Source organism: Caproiciproducens puteiluti, from assembly GCF_052442865.1.
Taxonomy (GTDB): domain Bacteria; phylum Bacillota; class Clostridia; order Oscillospirales; family Acutalibacteraceae; genus Caproiciproducens.
This window is the reverse complement of record NZ_CP194790.1, coordinates 3,289,087-3,306,582: the sequence shown is the minus strand read 5'-3', so window position 1 is coordinate 3,306,582 and position 17,496 is coordinate 3,289,087. Positions and strand designations below refer to the sequence as shown.

The 17,496-nt window shown below is 44.4% G+C and carries 16 protein-coding genes; 12 read left to right on the top strand and 4 right to left on the bottom strand.

What is annotated here, in order from left to right:
- Positions 1-76: 76 nt before the first annotated feature.
- The 5 genes from ACRQU7_RS16025 to ACRQU7_RS16005 all read left to right on the top strand — a co-directional run bounded on the left by ACRQU7_RS16025 (position 77) and on the right by ACRQU7_RS16005 (position 4,286).
- The gene (locus ACRQU7_RS16025; RefSeq protein WP_444641785.1) at positions 77-610 is read left to right on the top strand and encodes a hypothetical protein; all 534 of its coding nucleotides are present in this window, start codon (positions 77-79) and stop codon (positions 608-610) included.
- Between the two features lie 61 nt (positions 611-671).
- The gene (locus ACRQU7_RS16020) at positions 672-2,057 is read left to right on the top strand and encodes a radical SAM protein (protein ID WP_444641783.1); all 1,386 of its coding nucleotides are present in this window, start codon (positions 672-674) and stop codon (positions 2,055-2,057) included.
- Positions 2,058-2,211: 154 nt separating this feature from the next.
- Positions 2,212-3,117 (top strand): hypothetical protein, encoded by a 906-nt coding sequence (locus ACRQU7_RS16015; RefSeq protein WP_444641781.1) that lies wholly within the window; start codon positions 2,212-2,214, stop codon positions 3,115-3,117.
- Between the two features lie 151 nt (positions 3,118-3,268).
- Positions 3,269-3,637, top strand: coding sequence for a hypothetical protein (locus ACRQU7_RS16010; RefSeq protein WP_444641779.1), 369 nt, complete (start codon positions 3,269-3,271; stop codon positions 3,635-3,637).
- 37 nt (positions 3,638-3,674) lie between these two features.
- A complete protein-coding gene (locus ACRQU7_RS16005; RefSeq protein ID WP_444641777.1) occupies positions 3,675-4,286 on the top strand; it encodes a glycerol-3-phosphate acyltransferase in 612 nt (203 codons plus the stop codon).
- A 316-nt stretch (positions 4,287-4,602) separates the two neighbouring features.
- Here ACRQU7_RS16005 and ACRQU7_RS16000 read toward each other — a convergent pair whose 3' ends face one another.
- The 3 genes from ACRQU7_RS16000 to ACRQU7_RS15990 form a co-directional block, all read right to left on the bottom strand.
- A complete protein-coding gene (locus tag ACRQU7_RS16000) occupies positions 4,603-5,496 on the bottom strand; it encodes an amidohydrolase family protein (RefSeq protein ID WP_444641775.1) in 894 nt (297 codons plus the stop codon).
- Between the two features lie 49 nt (positions 5,497-5,545).
- Positions 5,546-6,949 (bottom strand): M24 family metallopeptidase, encoded by a 1,404-nt coding sequence (locus ACRQU7_RS15995; protein WP_444641773.1) that lies wholly within the window; start codon positions 6,947-6,949, stop codon positions 5,546-5,548.
- Positions 6,950-7,070: 121 nt separating this feature from the next.
- Positions 7,071-8,231 carry an ROK family transcriptional regulator gene (locus ACRQU7_RS15990; RefSeq protein WP_444641771.1) on the bottom strand — a complete coding sequence of 387 codons (1,161 nt, stop codon included), beginning with the start codon at positions 8,229-8,231 and terminating at the stop codon, positions 7,071-7,073.
- A gap of 220 nt (positions 8,232-8,451) precedes the next feature.
- On the opposite strand from ACRQU7_RS15990, the gene ACRQU7_RS15985 reads away from it, so the two are divergent.
- The 4 genes from ACRQU7_RS15985 (at position 8,452) to ACRQU7_RS15970 (ending at position 13,163) form a co-directional block, all read left to right on the top strand.
- Positions 8,452-9,930, top strand: coding sequence for a sugar ABC transporter ATP-binding protein (locus tag ACRQU7_RS15985; RefSeq protein WP_444641769.1), 1,479 nt, complete (start codon positions 8,452-8,454; stop codon positions 9,928-9,930).
- A 19-nt stretch (positions 9,931-9,949) separates the two neighbouring features.
- Positions 9,950-10,966, top strand: a complete 1,017-nt coding sequence (locus tag ACRQU7_RS15980; RefSeq protein ID WP_444641767.1) for an ABC transporter permease — start codon at positions 9,950-9,952, stop codon at positions 10,964-10,966.
- A 58-nt stretch (positions 10,967-11,024) separates the two neighbouring features.
- Positions 11,025-12,038 carry a sugar ABC transporter substrate-binding protein gene (locus ACRQU7_RS15975; protein WP_444641765.1) on the top strand — a complete coding sequence of 338 codons (1,014 nt, stop codon included), beginning with the start codon at positions 11,025-11,027 and terminating at the stop codon, positions 12,036-12,038.
- 714 nt (positions 12,039-12,752) lie between these two features.
- Complete coding sequence (locus tag ACRQU7_RS15970; RefSeq protein WP_444641763.1) at positions 12,753-13,163, top strand: PaaI family thioesterase; 411 nt, start codon at positions 12,753-12,755, stop codon at positions 13,161-13,163.
- Between the two features lie 127 nt (positions 13,164-13,290).
- Here ACRQU7_RS15970 and ACRQU7_RS15965 read toward each other — a convergent pair whose 3' ends face one another.
- Entirely contained in the window at positions 13,291-15,195 is a 1,905-nt protein-coding gene (locus ACRQU7_RS15965) for a BglG family transcription antiterminator (RefSeq protein WP_444641761.1), read from the bottom strand.
- Between the two features lie 234 nt (positions 15,196-15,429).
- Here ACRQU7_RS15965 and ACRQU7_RS15960 point away from each other — a divergent pair, with 234 nt between their 5' ends.
- The 3 genes from ACRQU7_RS15960 to ACRQU7_RS15950 are packed head-to-tail and all read left to right on the top strand — an operon-like array spanning position 15,430 to position 17,458.
- On the top strand, positions 15,430-15,741 hold the full coding sequence (locus tag ACRQU7_RS15960) for a PTS sugar transporter subunit IIB (protein WP_038325727.1): 312 nt from the start codon (positions 15,430-15,432) through the stop codon (positions 15,739-15,741).
- A 36-nt stretch (positions 15,742-15,777) separates the two neighbouring features.
- Positions 15,778-17,070 carry a PTS sugar transporter subunit IIC gene (locus tag ACRQU7_RS15955; protein ID WP_444641759.1) on the top strand — a complete coding sequence of 431 codons (1,293 nt, stop codon included), beginning with the start codon at positions 15,778-15,780 and terminating at the stop codon, positions 17,068-17,070.
- Between the two features lie 31 nt (positions 17,071-17,101).
- Positions 17,102-17,458 (top strand): PTS lactose/cellobiose transporter subunit IIA, encoded by a 357-nt coding sequence (locus ACRQU7_RS15950; protein ID WP_081928383.1) that lies wholly within the window; start codon positions 17,102-17,104, stop codon positions 17,456-17,458.
- Positions 17,459-17,496: the final 38 nt, after the last annotated feature.

The window sequence follows — 17,496 nt, the reverse complement described above, 5'->3', positions numbered from 1 at the left end:
ACATTCCATAGGTAAAATAAGCATGTCAAATGGCTGGAGTCAGTTTAAAAACAAATCAGAAAAGGAGCTGTTGATGATGTCTGAGATTACAAAGAACGAAAATAATTTTATCGGCTATGAGTACAAAGAGGTCACGGTTAACCGCGGCATGGAATCCGTATATACCGACGGTTATGCTAATTTTGGCTGGGAGCTCGATGGAACTGCGCCTTCCCAGCAGGGGATTTCCGCCATTACGCTGAAATTAAAGCGCGATCGCAAAATTCGCAATAAGGCGGAATTGACAAGGCTTCAGCGTCAGTTTGAATCCTGCGCCGCCGAGATCGATGCTCTGGAGCGCTCCAAGACCACCGGAGCAATGATTGCCGCATTCAGCATCGGCCTTTTCGGAACCGCATTCATGGCAGGCTCCGTGTTTGCTTACCTTGCCGGTATGCTGCCGCTCTGCATTATTCTGGCGATTCCTGCTTTCATCGGCTGGATTCTGCCGTATTTTAGCTATCATAACATTCAGCGGAAAAAGACCGCTAAGGTAACTCCGATGATTGAAAATCAGTATGATGCAATTTATGAGGTATGCGAAAAAGCGAACGCTTTACTTTCAAAGTGAGCAGCTGCCGGGAATAAATATTACGCAAATATTCAACTAAAACTCAAGGGGGAATAAAACTATGAATTTAAAAGAAAAAGCGGAGTCCTTTGCATTGGACCAGGCTATGAACTACCTTTCGGGCGATCCGGAAAAAAACCTGCCGAAACTTCTGGAATGGGTCGACCGCATTGGTTGGGGAAAGGATTTTTCCGGCCCGGACGGGCCGAAAGAAACGATCCATAAAATTGTGGATGACCCGGAGAACATCTGGTACCAGTTTATCATGAAGCTCTGGAAGGACATTGACAACGACATCCTGAAAACCACGTTCCACAATTTTGTGCTGAATGCCGCACTGCTTGGTTTCCCGAAGCAGGAGGCCCTTTCAGAGGATTACGGATGCAACATCCCATGGGCGATCCTGATGGACCCGACCTCTGCCTGCAACCTGCACTGCACCGGCTGTTGGGCGGCTGAATACGGCAACAAGCTGAATATGTCCTACGAAACGCTCGACAGCATTATCCGGCAGGGAACGAAGCTCGGCACTTATTTCTATCTGTACTCGGGAGGGGAGCCTCTGGTGCGGAAAGCGGACATCATCCGTCTTTGCGAAGCGCACCCCGACTGCCAGTTTACCGCCTTCACCAACGGCACTCTCATCGATGAGGCTTTTGCCGACGATATGCTGCGGGTTAAAAACTTCATCCCCGCCATCAGCGTCGAAGGCTTCGAAGCTGATACCGACTTCCGCCGCGGAGAAGGGACTTTCAGAAAGGTGGAAAAGGCTATGGCGCTCCTGAAAGCGAAACGCCTGCCTTTCGGCATCTCCTGCTGTTACACGAGCAAAAATTGTCAGATGATCGGCTCCGAGGAATACTTCGACCAGATGATTGACTGGGGAGCCAAATTCTGCTGGTTCTTTACATATATGCCCGTCGGGGAAGCTGCCGTGCCCGAATTGATGGTCAGCGCCGAACAGCGGAAGTTTATGTACGAACAGGTGAGGAAATTCAGGGAAACCAAGCCGATCTTTACTCTGGATTTCTGGAACGACGGCGAATATGCCGGCGGATGCATCGCGGGCGGCAGGCGGTACTTCCACATCAACGCGGGCGGCGATATGGAACCCTGTGCGTTTATCCATTATTCCGATTCAAATATCCATCAAAAAACGCTGCTCGAAGCCCTGCGGTCGCCCCTGTTCATGGCCTATCGAAAAGGGCAGCCTTTCAATGAAAACCACTTGCGTCCCTGTCCTCTGCTGGATAACCCCGGTGCACTGGCGTCTATGGTGGAAACGTCCGCCGCCCGTTCCACCGATCTGGAAAGCCCTGAAAATGTGCTTGACCTTTCCGAAAAGTGTAAAACACCCGCTGAACATTGGGCGCCCGTAGCGGATGACCTGTGGGAATGCTCCGGGCACTGCACAGGATGCAAAGCGAGCGCCGAAAAGTTTTCATAATTTCTGCCGCGCGGAAAGGTTTTATCATAACGATTTGAGGTGCTGCTGCACGTGAAGTGTAAATCATGGTGGACAGCTGCTGCGATATGACGCCGCAGCTCAAAGAACGTGCACTTTGTGTCAAGATAAATCCAGGAATGGGAGTGAGAAAACCGTGAAGAAGCTGAAAAAATGGATCTCCGGTTTTCACCCCAGGGCCGTGCCGTCCAGTGTCGCCGCCGTTGTTTTCTCGGCGGCGGCCCTTGTGATCGTTGCCAGGGAGAATGACCATGGCCTTCCTGAAGCCGCGGTATCTATCGTCTACGTTTGCGCCGCCGTATCGCTCACATTTGCGGTTTGGTCAATTACCCTTGCGGTCAGGAGCGCGTCGCTGAAAGAGCGCCTGCACAGCGCGGCGCAGAAGACGGGCTTTACCTCTAAGCTCATGGCGGATTATTCCTTTCGCACGATCACCATGACTTACGGGACACTTGTCACGGATATTCTGCTGGCGCTCATGAAAGCCGTAGCAGGCTGGTATTTCGTTTCCACATGGCTGATGGTGCTCGCCGGCTATTACGCTGTTCTGTGTGTCGCACGATTCCTGCTTTTGCGCAATAACCGCAGGCTCGCGGCTTTGAGCGACGAAAGAGACCGCCGCCGTCATGAGTTCAGGGCTTACCGTATCAGCGGTGTGCTGCTTATTGTTATGACTGCGGCATTACAAGGAGTAGTCGTCCTCATCGTCCGAGAGGGAAAGGGCTTTTTCTATCATGGGACGCTTGTTTTCGCTGTGGCCCTGTACGACTTTTACTGTTTGACCCGCGCCGTTGTCTACATGGCCGGAACGCGGAAAATACACAGCCCTGTTCTTATCTCCATCAAAACCTTTAGTTTTGCCTCTGCGCTCGTTGCCATGCTGTCCCTGCAGACCGCTATGTTCGCCTCTTTCGGAAGCGATATTGAACTGAGTATCCGGCGACTCATGAACGCGCTCACCGGTTCGGCGGTCTGTCTGATATTGCTTGCGACCGGTGTTTGCATGGTAATCAGGGCGAACAGGCAGCTTCGCCGTATGTAGGATAAAAATATCGACGCCCCGTCCGCATTTTTGTACGGACGGGGCATTTTAATATTTCTCAAACATTTTATAAGCAAATCATAAACATTCGGGAAGTAAGATTAGGTCATCAAATGGATGAGAATCATCCGATAATATGGAGGAATATTTTATGAAGAGAAGCAATTTCGTTACTCTGGTTATGTCAACCGTCGGAGGAATTCTGCTGGCAATCGGCATGTGCATGTGCCTGCTTCCCGAATGGAACGCGTTTGAACCCGGAATAGTGATGGGTTCGGTCGGCCTTGTGGTTCTTCTTGTAATGGTCGCAGTCCGCCGCAAAATGGAAAATAAAGCGCCTATCAGGTGGAATGCCAAAACCGTTCTGACCGTATTTATAGGAGTAGTCGGCGCTCTGGCACTGGGCATTGGTATGTGCATGACGATGGTCTGGGGAATGATGGTCGAAGGTATTATCGTCGGTGTTGTGGGTATCGTTATCTTATTGGCACTCATCCCCATTTGCAAAGGGATCAAATAAATGAGGCGACTCTTTTTTAGGAGGTCATCGGTCGAATATGCAATTTATATGTATCAACATCGGATATCTTTGCGGCTGTTTTCTGACGGCCGATGTCGTTGCCCGCCGTAAAACGGGCAAAAGCGTCTTTGCAATCGGCACAGGGAATCCGGGCATGGCGAATATTCTGGAGCAGTTTGGGTTTAAGTGTGCCGCTGTCACGCTGCTCGGAGATGTTGTTAAGACAGTATTGCCATGCGTTCTCTGCCGCCTTTTGTTTGGGTCACTGGGACCGTCCGCTACCCTTTATGCGGGATTGGGCGCCGCCGCCGGTCACGCGTTTCCTTTCTGGCACAGATTTCGGGGTGGCAGGAGCGTTGCCGTAACCTGCACTTATCTTGTGCTGCTTTCCCCTCTGTGGGGACTGCTTGTGAATCTGGCCGGACTCTGTGCCGTCCTTGCGACGGGATATCTGGCAGTCGGCGCTCTGGTGATCCCAATCCTGTTTCTGATTCCAGTTTTCCTGAATTTTGGGCTGGAGGCGGGTCTCGTCAGTTTAGCCGGCACCGCGCTCATCTTTTTTCTTCATCGGGATTCTATGCTAAGAATCATAGCCGGAACGGAAAGAAAAGTCGATCTGCCGGCCAAATTCAAGGGCCGTCGATTATGAGCTTGCATTTGTTCATACCCCATGCTCCGCGTGGAGTCCTGATCAGGTTAACTTGGTCTGACAAGTTATGTAAATATAGATGCCGGAGACGTTTATGTACGGTCGCACAGGTCAATCATCCGGAGCGTCTGATGATTACACATTTCTTCAAATCCGCCATATTTTATGCCGTTTGTGGAATTCGCTAGCCAAGAGATTAGCTCCTTCGTTTCTTTGATTTGAAGCTGCAAAACAACAATCAAGCCAGTCAACTGTAGCTGTTGACTGGCTTGATTCACATTTTTACGTTAAATTGTTACACGAATTATCAGAAGTCTTAGCAGTTATATAATTTTGCTGCGTTCTCATATAGAATGCCATTGATTTCGGATTCAGTAAACAAAGGCCACCCGCTCTTTTCACAGATTTTATTCATTCCTGTACGGACAAACTCTATCCATTCAATAAAATCATTGGTTGGATTTTCCGAGAACAGATCATTATTGGCCGCAACAAAATCCGATGCGAACATTACCCGGTCAATAACGCCGGTTTCCTTCGCCATCACCATGTTCCAGGTAAGCCAGTACGGACGCTTATAGAGCATGGCCAAATCGGTGTATAGATTCTTATCATTGACCATGAGAGTAAACAGATATTCGCTCCACGGATATCCGATATGTTCAACGACTACCTTTAAATTCGGAAAATCAAAGATAACGTCGTTGAGATTTACCATCTGAGCATATTTTGTATGCGCAAGAACTGTTGGGCCACCGGCCGCAGAATGATGATACTGAACGACGATATCTTGCTTCTGGGCATATTCATAGAAAGGATATAAGGATTTGTCGTTTGACATAAACTGGCCATATGGCGGTGTTATTAAAACCCCTCTATAGTTGTGGTCCTCAATCATGGATTTAAAGTAATCAAATTTTTCCTGACAGAAGCGCCCGGCTTTATCCAAGGGCTCAACGCTGCAGAACGGAATAAAAAAGTCGGGATACTTTTTGAAAGCTTCGGCGACAGCAACTTCGCCAAATTCAGAATTCCAGATGCGCGACATGTCCTGGGCCATACACACAGCTTTAACGATCCCAGCTTTTTTCATCCAATTTACGAGATCGTCAATATTTGTGTCACTGGGAATGCTCTGGCCCAACCAGTCATAAGTTGGTTTATCAAAACATTTGCTGCGAATTAAATGCATATGAGAATCAATAATCATAATTCCTCTCCTTTAAGTTCTACAAATTATTTTGACATATAAATTCTTATTAATTCTTTCCCTGAACCTTAAACGCTAATGTTTTATTTAAGAAATAGGGGCGGTAGTAGCCTGCGATATTGGACATCGGGAGAATCTCCCGCTTCAGATTAATTCCTATCTCGTGAATCATATATTCACGTCTCAGCTGCATACGCTTCCACATGTCGGGATATTTATTCTGAATTTCTGTCCGGAGGATTTCATCGGCAATGCAGAATCCATCCTCGCAATTCGGAGATACATATCCTTCCACGGAAGGGATAAAATCCAGTTGAATCAGCATCCCGCTTTTGAACGAAACGGTCGAGCCCGGGTAGACAGGAGAGCAGAGCCATTCTTCATCAGCAATGGAATGTCCGGGGTTTAAAACCCATCCGTACTTTTCTTTTGGAATGATATTGTTGACAAGATCAAATAATTCACCTCCTGTAACTCCGATACCGATTGTTTCCAGCCATGCAACAACCGCAGTGAAATAGGGGAGCCCCGCTTTTTCCACAAACCCGGTTGCATCGGCAGATACATTGTCGGCATCTCCGTCAATATAGCCGTTTCTGACACTCAAGCCGCCACGCAGGCCCACCGATTGGGTAATTGGATCACCGTGTCTGGCGACGTCCGTGGTAGGACTTACCAATCCTCTGAAAACATTTTTTCCCACGGATAACATGGAATGGCAGGATGCTGGAAGTCCGCAAGTTACCTGACGGGCAGCAATTTCTGTCTCTTTCAGCCCGGCAAGCGGGCCGTCTACAACATCCTGTACACACTTTGAAGCAATAGCCGCACCAAACTCATAATAGGCGATTTCTTCTGCCTGGTTGATCATTCGTATCCCTTTACCAGGATCAATGAAAAGCGGAGTGGCATTGCTCAGATTGCTTTTTCCGGCAATGCTGGCAAGTGCGTCTACAATAAAGGAAGGGACGCAAAATTGTTCTTCAGACTCCTCTTTGCAAGTAAACAGTTTCCAGCCGGCAACACCGATTTTCATATTTTCTCTTATGCCGGCATCGCGAAGAGTTTCGCGAACAGCTTTTGATTCCTCATTGGGCTGATTTGGTAAAGATAATTGCTGGCATAGCAAAGGAGATACTTTAACACGCGAAAGCTTATGTAAACTAAAACATTCATTGCCAAGCAGTACAAAAGCGCTTTTATCTTTGTGCACCACCAGAACGCCTTCCTCAAATCTGGGGTCAAAGCCTACAATGTAGTTAAAATTGGAAAAATGTTCGCGGTCACTATATATCACAACGGCATCCAGACTATTCTCCTGCATCTTGTCGATTAATAAGTCCAAATGTTTTGAATAAATATGATCCGGAATAACAGGCAATTGATCGGGTAAAGAAACTTTCGGGGGATTGACATTTCCTAAAACGATGTTCCTCACAGTATAATTCGGCAATTCGGTTCTTCCTTTCAATTTTTATTTATCTTCCTTATTTTTTATTATAATTGAAAAGAAGGCAAAGTCAAGTTATTTTTTTCAGTGATATTAATAAATAAATTAATATCGTACTTCCAAATTATGGTATTGTAAAAAATTGCTGAAATACGATAGATGCGGCTGATAAAATAGAGCTGTCAGCATAGTTGATGCTACAATTTTTAATCAACGGGGGCTTTTTCAGGTTTTTCCACATATAAGATTTAGATTTACTGATAACGTCATTCGCTATAAATTCATATTGATCAAGCATTTCTCCCGACAGCAATATTAAAGGCGGATCATACATATTCACAATATTACTGATCAGCATAGAAATTTGATTGGTCGCTTCTGTTAATAAGGAAGAGCAATAGCTGTCCCCGTTTTTTGCATTTTCTATAATCTCCGGAAAAGGAATTTCTGCCATTTCTTCCAGCGCCGCCATGCAGGCAACGGATTGAAGGCACCCATGCCGTCCACAGCTGCAGAGTCTGCCGGTAGGCTGTATTGTCATATGTCCGATTTCACCGAAAAGGCCGTTGCTCCCCCGGCAAATATCATTGTTCATGATCACAGCAGACCCGATTCCACTGCCTACGTGCAATATAACAAAATTGGGATAACTTTTTCCGTACCCATATAAAATTTCTGCGGCAGCAGTAGCTTTTACGTTATTGTCAATATAAATATTTCTGTTGGAATAGTGATTAAGATAGGATTTTAAATCAACATTTTCCCAGCCAAACTGCGGCGATAAATTAATGATTCCCTCCGGCCACTGAACGTTTCCCGGAATACTAATTCCTACTCCGATCACTTTATTAGGAGTATTTGTCAGTGTATAAATAGAACTGATAGCTGTATTTATTAATTCCGATATCGATTCAATTGTTATAGAGTCAGGCATCGGAAAGGTTTCTTTCGCAATGACATTCCCCTTTAGGTCAACCAGACCGGCAGAAATTCGGTAGAGATCCACATCAATACCAATGGAATATCTTCCATCGCCATTAATATTGAGTAATTTCGCCTTACGGCCTATAGCGGGGTCACTTGTACCCACTTCTATCACTAACTGTTCTTCTATAAGGGAGCCTATAATACGCCCGACTGTTGTAGGGCTTAATTTTGTGATTTTTGTAAGATCTGCCCTGGAAATAGGTCCTCTGGTATAGATCAGCTTAATTAATAAACCGCGGTTATATTCCAGCATTAAGGCGGAACTATGTTTTGTATTGATAGTATCCAAATTAATCATCGTTTCTCTCCAAAAAAATAATTCTAACTTATAATTTCATACCTATTTTACTGTATCTTGTAGTTTTGTGCAAGTATTCTAGATAATTATTTATTAATTTCATAGGAAAAAGTATATTGACAATCAATTATGTTTTGATATATTATATTTATAAAGCAGGGAAGTCCTGATGTGTTTACAGTAATTTTTAGTAAGTCTCTACTAAAGGAGTTGATTGAAAATGAGTGAATATGTCCTTGAAATGAAAAATATCTATAAAAGCTTTGGCGGAATCCATGCGTTAACCGATGTGACCCTCCAGTTAAAAAGGGGAGAAGTGTTGTGTTTATGCGGCGAAAACGGGGCAGGCAAATCTACGCTGATGAAAATACTGTCCGGCGTTGAGATGCCAACAAAAGGCCAAATATTTATTAATGACAAAGAAGTAAATATTACACGCCCAATTGAAGCATTTGAAGCCGGGGTCAGTATAGTACATCAAGAATTGATACAAATTCCTCAAATGACCGTAGCGGAAAATATATTTTTGGGCAGGCTAAAGAGCAAAACCGGGTTTGTAGACTACGCTGATCTGAGAAAGAAAACTTTAGAATTAATGGAACGGCTGAATATCCATTACGACCCGGACTCATTAATCAAGAATTACAGTGTTGCACAAAGACAGCTCATCGAAATTATGAAAGCCCTGTCATATAATTCTTCAATCATTGTTTTTGATGAACCGACCGCAGCATTGACTCAGGATGAGACAAATGTCCTGTATGGGATTATTAAACAGTTAAAAGCGGATGGAATCTCTATTATCTTTATTTCTCACAGAATGGATGATATTTTTGCAGTAGGAGACAGAATTCAGGTGCTCCGGGACGGTACCTCCACAGGTACCGCTGACCTGTCCGATATTTCTGTGGATGATATTGTAAAAATGATGATTGGCCGCCAGATGAAACAGCAGTTTCCGGAGAAAACAAACCGTGTCGGCGATGTTATCTTTAAGGCAGAACATCTGACGAATGAAAGAATAAAAGATGTATCGATGGAACTGCGAAAAGGTGAAATTTTGGGAATAGGCGGCCTGGTGGGGTCGGGAAGGACGGAACTTTTACGGGCTATTTTTGGTGCGGATACTTTTGAAGGCGAAATGATGATGGATGGCGAAAAAATAGTAAATGATACTCCCGCCGTAGCTATTCGCAGGGGATTCGCATTAGTCCCTGAGGACCGTAAAGATCAGGGACTAATTCTGACGCAATCCATCTTGCAAAATGTGATACTCAGCATCTTATCGGGGCTCTCTAAATTCGGAATTCAGAACAGAGAGGAAGAAAGAAAGGTTACCGATAAATATATCAAGGAACTCAGGATAAAGACGCCAAATTCTTCACTGAAGGTTAACATGCTCAGCGGGGGAAATCAGCAAAAAGTGGTTCTTGGAAAATGTTTAGCATCAAATCCCAAAATATTGCTGCTTGATGAGCCTACAAGAGGGGTCGACGTTGGCGCCAAAGCGGAAATATATAAAATTATCAATGATATTGCAAGCTTAGGCGTTTCGATTGTCGTGGTTTCCTCTGAGATGGAGGAATTAATCGGAATCAGCGACCGGATCATTGTTATGCATGAAGGGCATATTTCAGGGGAAATAGGTGCAGAAGATGCCTGCGAAGAATCAATCATGAAATTAGCTATCACACACTAAGCGAAAAGAGGATAAAGAGATGGAAAATAATGTAGATGGCAGAAAACAAAGAGCTCTTTTTGAAAAACTCAGAAGCTCGAAATCACTGGAGCTGTCAGGTATTATTTGCCTGATTATTGTTTATGCGATCCTTGTGCAATCAATGACCGGAACATTTTTGTCTAGCTCAAATATCGAAAATATTCTTAAGCAGATTGTTGTTTATGGAATTTTATCCTGTGCTTTAACTTTTCCATTGATTAATGGTACCTTCGATCTTTCCATTGATTCCATATGTGCTCTTGGCGGGACATGCTGCGCCTTGCTTACGACCTCCGGTCTGTACGGCCTTAAATTACCGCTGGTGGCTGCTGTTCCGGTAACGATCGTGATTTGCTGTCTCGTTGGAATCGTAAACGGCCTGATCGTATCCAGAACGAAAATCGATCCGTTTGTCGTAACTCTGGGTACGCAAACAGCGGTTCGCGGCGCTGTATACATAGTAAGCAACAATACCTCCGTAAGTTCCCTCCCCGATGAATTCAAGTTTCTCGGTTCAGGTTCTGTTGGGGGAATTCCGATTTCAATCATCATTTTGATTACAATTTTTGTGATTGTCGCCATTATACTTAGTAAAACGACCTTCGGCAGACAGGTGTATGCAAACGGAGGGAATTATACAGCGGCATTTTTATCGGGGATAAATGTAAAATCCGTTCGTTTCACTACTTATGTTATCAGTGCCGGGCTATCTGCAATAGCTGGTATTTTATCTACGGCCCGTGTTGGATCGGCAACTCCGAATGCGGCGACAGGATATGCTACTATTGCAATTTCCGCCTGTGCAATCGGTGGAATCTCTCTGTCCGGCGGCAGCGGACTGGTCTCAGGAGTATTCCTTGGCGCTTTGATGATGGGAATGATAACAAACGGTATGAATCTCATGTATATCGGCTCAAACTGGCAATTGGTTGTCAGCGGGCTGCTGATGGTCGCCGCTGTATTTTATTCGCAATGGTTTAACAAGTTTTCGAGCAAGAGAAGCACACAAAAATGATATAGAATATGGCCCGGGTTATATTTTATATAGACTAAAATTAAAAGGAGAAAAAAGTATGAAGAGGTTGTTAAGCTTACTACTGGCAGGAACATTGTTTTTTTCTGTATTGACCGGCTGCGGCTCATCAAGCGTTTCCAGCTCAGCTTCCGGTAATCAGGCGCAGTCCAGTGGAGAAACGGCGAGCGGAGGCCAAAAAACCATTGCGGTAGTTCCGTGGGATATGTCACAGTCATTTGCAAGTTCTTTTGCCAAGGCGGCACAGTCTAAAATTGAATCATATGGCTGGAAAGCGGTTATTCTTGATCCCGCGGGCGACTGGAATAAATGCGTCCAGATTCTTGACGATCTGGTTATTAAAAAGGTCGATGGTATTATCTATACTGCCATTGATACAAATGGTGCAAGCGATGCAGTCGATAAGGTCAAGGCTGCCGGCATCCCCATTATTGATTATGACTGCTTAGCCGCAGCGGGAAATGCAGACGCTTCTGTCCGCTATGACGACTATAAAGGCGGAGAAATGGCGGCGGAACAGGTGATGAAAGCTTTAGGCGGCAAAAAGGATGCTACGGTTATTGCTTTTGAAGAGGAGCCCTCCATTGCCTCCAGCGGTAAAAGGCTTTCCGGTTTTGCAGATTATTTAAAAAAGAACTATCCGGATGTCAACCTCATTAAAAATCGTTCATCTAACAGGACCGCTGAAGGTTGCTATAGCTGGGCAACAGATATGATTACAGCTCATCCCAAGGCGGATGCTTTCTTCTGCTACTGGGGCGATTGTACAATGGCTACCTATAATGCGCTGCAGGCAGCAGGTGCTGAAAACGTGTATGTTGTTGGGTATGATGCCACGACTGAGCAACAGGAAACCATGAAAAAAGTAGGGAAAGATTGCAAATTGTTTGCCAGCGTTGGTATGTCGCCCGTTAAGATGGCGGTAAAGAGCGTAGATTTCATGAAAGAGATTTTTGACGGTTCCTATAAAAGAAGCGGACCGGACGATATTTATTCCTTTACCCCGGAACTGCTCACAGTTGACAATGCTGCTACTTTTAATATAGACAAATAAATTTCCACTTTCGCAGGATAAGTATATTGCTGACACAAGTAGATTTTGGATTGATGTTTACAGTTTTCTGCAAGAGAAAGACAGAGGGACCGTTTTGAAACGGTCCCTCTGTCTGTTTTGTCAGATTTAATTTTGCATTTGTTGTTTTATGGCCGGGTTGATCTGTATAAATTTGTTCAATCCAAATCGTAGTTCTCGCACCGGCAGACGACGAAAAAATTGTAATAGAATGCAGTGACCATAGGGAAGTTCCCGGGTCCTGCTGGCGAAGCATTGTAACGTTAGTCTCATTCAATGAATCAAATATCAAACCATGCATCCTGCTAAGCTCTCTGATAAATAGAGATAGCAGCTTTGATTTATGGACACTGCCCGTTACCCTAATTAGCCGGAAGACTTCCCCGCCGGGGAAGGTTTTTACGACCAAATTCTAGGTGTGAAATCTGCATTCTTGTTCAATGCGGTTCCTTCGCTTAAATTTAATGCTTGCAAAAGGCCACGGTTTCAGTAATAATATTATTGTTATAAAAGCAGGTGTGGATAATTAAAAAATGGCCTTCTCTGTGCGCAGCGGCAGCATGCCCATTTTATCATGAGCTGTGTGGAGCAAAAAAAGAAACACCATTTTGAGCAGCCATGCGACGGAACCGAATACATAAAAAAGAAGACAATCATGTCTATGTGACATGGGATGTTTTACCCGGAGGGAAATAAGTGGATAAAGAAACCTTGATTAGATTTAAAAACGATGGAAACGACTTTATGAGGCATAACGGTATATCTGTAAAGTCATATCAAAGAGATTGTGTGGAGGTGGAATTGAGGATTGGGGCGTGCTCACTCAATCCATTCGGCATCCTTCACGGCGGTGCTTATTATACCATGGCAGACTGTGCGGCGGGTGCTGCGGCAAGAAGCAACGGCGGACGCTATGTAACACTGAGCGGAGGGCTGAATTACATCAAGTCTGTTTCTCAGGGAACGGTTACTGCGAAAGGATCGGTGATTCACCGCGGATCCACCACCTGTATTCTCCATGTGGATATTACGGATGAAGAGAGCGCTGTGTTAGCCGAGGGAGACTTCACCATGTTTTGTATTGAACCCCCGCCGGCGGATGACTAACAAAAAAATGTGGCAGCAGAATTAAGTATTCTGCTGCCACATTTTTTTGTAATAGAGACCTGCGTCCATCCAGATCGCACATGGCAAAAAAGCGAGTATTAGGGGCGGACTTTCAAGCTCTAAATATCTATTCCGTCATCATATTCGTAAGCGCCTTGACAAAATCGTCATAATCCGTACAGCGGACAAGTTCACTGACATGAATGGGCTCGCTGAGTATGTTAATCAGATCGTCAAACAGCTCCCGAAAAGCGGGCCTGTCTTCTTTATTAATTCCAATAAGAACAATAATATTTACCGAATAATTTCCCCATTGCATCGGCTTTTCATTGATGACCACTGAAAGAAAGGAATGCAGCGCGTTCTGTTTCAGGGAATGCGGCACCGCGACCATATTGGCAAACGAAGTCGACGAAAGGCTTTCCCTCTCGGTAACCTCATCCCGAAAGGAAGAATCGCAAAGTCCGAGCTCATGGCATTCGGTGGTAAGCAGATCGATCATTTCAAATTCATCTTTTGCGTAAAACTCTTTTTTAAATAACCGGCGGCCAAGAAATCGCTTAATGTTCGATGAAGTAAGGCGGTTGCGCTTTTCGGTTTTGATTTTTTCAATTTCTGTCCGGATGTGTTCGATATCCTGCCGTGTCAGAAAGGGATTGATACGGACGATTTTTCCATCCGTCTGAAAATCCCCGTTTACAGAAGTAATAATTAAATCGGCGGAAACTTTCAGAGTTTCCATGTCTGTGACAGAGGCCACTTTGATGAGCGTAATATCATCCCGAAAAGCCTCTTTGATCTGATCGAGTGCGGCCTGATGCATATTGTAATATTTAGCATAAACAAAAATGCAGGTTACTTTGTTTCGAATCATCTTGTTATTTTCCAAATAGGAACCAATGTGAAACGCCAGAAAAGCAATTTCATCCTCGTTCAAATAGAGGGCCTCCTGATCGCGCAGTTCATTTGCGACGAAAACTGCCATGTCGTAGATGAGCGGATAGGCGGCCTTCATTTTTTCTGTCAGCGGATTGCGGACGAAAATGCCGTTTGTCGCGCGCTGAAACAAATTATGAATATGAATTGTGACCTTGAGCAGAAAATCATCGTCAAACGGCTCAAGGTAATAGGTCTCTTCCAGTCGGCGTATGACATCCCTGGTAATGCGGATATATTTTTCATGAATGTATTCGGTGATATTGTCCCGCGTGACGAAGGAATAGTCCAGCGTATTGCTGTTGCTTGAAATAATTAAAGTCAGATAATAAAGCTCTGCGTCACTGATGGGAATATGGTAAATATCTTCCATCAGCTTTTTAATTTCAACGGCAACAAAATAATCCTTTGTTTCCTGCACTTTGGCAAGGGCGACCTTTTCGGAAACGTTCTGCCCTTTTTTAATCCGGTCAACGGTCACGATGATATGAAGAATAATATTGTTGAGCCCGTAATCATTGATGTAAAGATTATGCTGGCGAAAAACCTCCGAAATTTTATTGCCGAGGCGGGTTGACTGATAGTCCCCGGAAAGAATGTTTGAATGTGCAAAGGCCATAAAATTTTCCGGATTTTCCACCGCGATTAAATGATTGATCAGCTTTCGTTTATTTACCTCTTCCCCGGAGATCATGATTGTATCGCGCGTGCGTATTATCTGCAGTCCGAAATATTTTATGGAATTCCTCGCGCGCTTAATATCGCTTTCCAACGTGGAATCACTGATAAATAGTTCATCAGCAAGGTCGTACACATTAACGGGCTCTGTAGCGCCGATCAGGCGGCGTACAACATAATTTGTGCGGTTCTCGGATTTCTCCGGAACCGCGCTGTTCCTATTTTCAGCCTCGGAAATGAAACGGTACCCATGATAAGAGGATTCAATTAGCGGCCTCTGTGATTCCGCATTAAGCCGATTGACATAGTTTCGAATCGTACGGGAAGTGACGCGAAAGGTGTCGGCAAGATACTTTGATTCTACCCAGCCGGTATGCTGCTTTAGTATGCTGAGTAAAGCATCTGTATTGATTTTCATCCCTTCCCCTCCCCAATTTTTATATTATTATAACATATCGCCTATTCAATTAATCGGGTGAATATTTTCCTAAGGTTAGGAAAAAGCAATTCGCACAAATGTTTTCCACTCCTGCGGAAAGAAATTGATTTGAAGTACAACTTAGAAGAATGCAATAATAGTGTTGCAGGAAAGCCAGTTGCTTCAAATGGCGGCAGTGCGTTTCTAAAATAATTAAGGAAGGGGGAAACTAATATGAAGGACTTAAATGTTCTTTTGATGTGTGCGTTGGGTGCAAGCAGCGGTTTTATGGCGGCTCACATACGGAAGGCGGCTGTCAAGCGCGGCTTGAATGTTAAAGTGACTGCACGAAGCGAATCAGAACTCGAGGATTATATCGATGGATGTGATGCGGTGATGATCGGGCCACATTTAAAATATGCGGCAGATGAAATAACGGAGAAAGTGAAGAATTCCGAAACCAAGGTCATTGTAATGAAACCGGAATATTATTCTACGCTCAATGGTGACCAAGCATTGGATCATTTGCTCTCTTATTTCGAATAATGAGGATTTCGAACAGAAGACGGGGAGGTAAGTATTATGGATAAATTGGAAAAGTGGCTGGAAAATAATTTTGCTCCACGCGTAATGAAAATCAGCAGCAATACTGAGATAACGGCTATTAAGAATTCAGTGATGCAGGTTCTGCCGCTCATCTTTTTGGGGTCAGTTTTCTGCTTGTTGGCGATTCCATGTGATTTTATCAAATGGTGGCCGAATTTCTTTACAGGATACAACTGGACTTTTGGTTTGGTTTCGATATTTATTGCATTTTTAATTCCCTTTAATTTGATGGAATTAAAGAAAAAGAGAAAGAGCCGCCTCAATGGCGGCATATCAGGATTGATTTTGTTTCTGCTTTCTATCAATCCACAGTTTATGGCCGATCAAAATACTGCGTTGACGACGGGAAAAGCCGCATTTTCCAGTCTTTCCGGGATTGGCGGCTTTGGTGCAGGCGGAATGTTTGTGGCAATCATATGCGGACTTTTAGCTGGTTTTGTGGTGAATCTTTTTAGCAATTTTTCTTTTTTCAAAGAAGATTCTGTGATTCCGGATTTTGTCCAAGCGTGGTTCGATTCCATGCTGCCGATTGGCATTGTGACTTTGGCTGGCTGGTTATTAACGGATGCATCTTTCCTGAATCTGAACTTGTATCAGATCATTGTCGCTGTTTTCATGCCATTGCAAAATTTCGCTCAACAACCGTGGGGATTTATACTGATTCTATTTCTTGACTGCTTTATCTATTCAATGGGGATTTCCGGCTGGGTACTGGCACCGCTTGAAACGCCGATCATATATGGAGCTGCCGCGGCAAATGTGGCAATGGTACAAGCTGGGACTGCCACGGCTGCAACCTTAAATTTCTATACATATCCGCTTGTTTACTGCACTTATCTTTGGATAGGAGGAATCGGATGTACACTTCCTCTCGTTCTCCTTCTCATGAGAGCAAAATCAAAGCAGTTGAAAGCGTTGGGAAAAGCTTGCATTGTGCCGGCTATTTTCAATATTAATGAACCGGTTGTATTCGGGAGCATCGTATGGAATCCTCTTTTGATGGTTCCGTTCTGGCTGCAGGGGATTATTCTACCAACGATCACCTACCTCTTTACAAAAGTGATCATGTTCGCTCCCGTCCCTGCCATAATGTTTAATCTGTGGTACTGCCCGTACCCCATCTCCACTTGGCTGGTGACACGTTCTGTCCAGGCAATTTTATTGGTAATTATCAATTTTGTTGTTTCTGGGATTATCTGGATGCCTTTCGTGAGGGCATATGACAAGCAGGTAGATGAAAAAGAAAGGGCGGAAGCCACTGGGGTTTAAGAATAATCAAATAGAAAAAGAGGCGATCTTAATGAATGATGAAAATGATATGGATATAGTCTCCGCGAATGCGATGCAAATTATTATGTTCTCTGGGGATGCCAGGGAAAGCTGTAAACTTGCTCTGGATGCGATCTCCGAGCAGGACCTAAAGAAAGCGACAGAAATGCTCGAAGACGCAGAAAAAAAGATGGTAAAAGCGCATCACATCCAGACAGACGCAATTCAGGGTGCCATCCGCGGGGAAAAACAGGATTATAATTTGCTATTTGCCCATGCGCAGGATACGCTGATGGCAGTCTACAGTGAAATTCATCTTACGAAACAGTTGATTAAAATTTTCAGCAGCTTGGACAAACGGTTTTCTGATTTAGAAAAAAAGTATTAATTTTTTTGCTTCGGAACCTGCCCTGTTGTTTCGGGGCA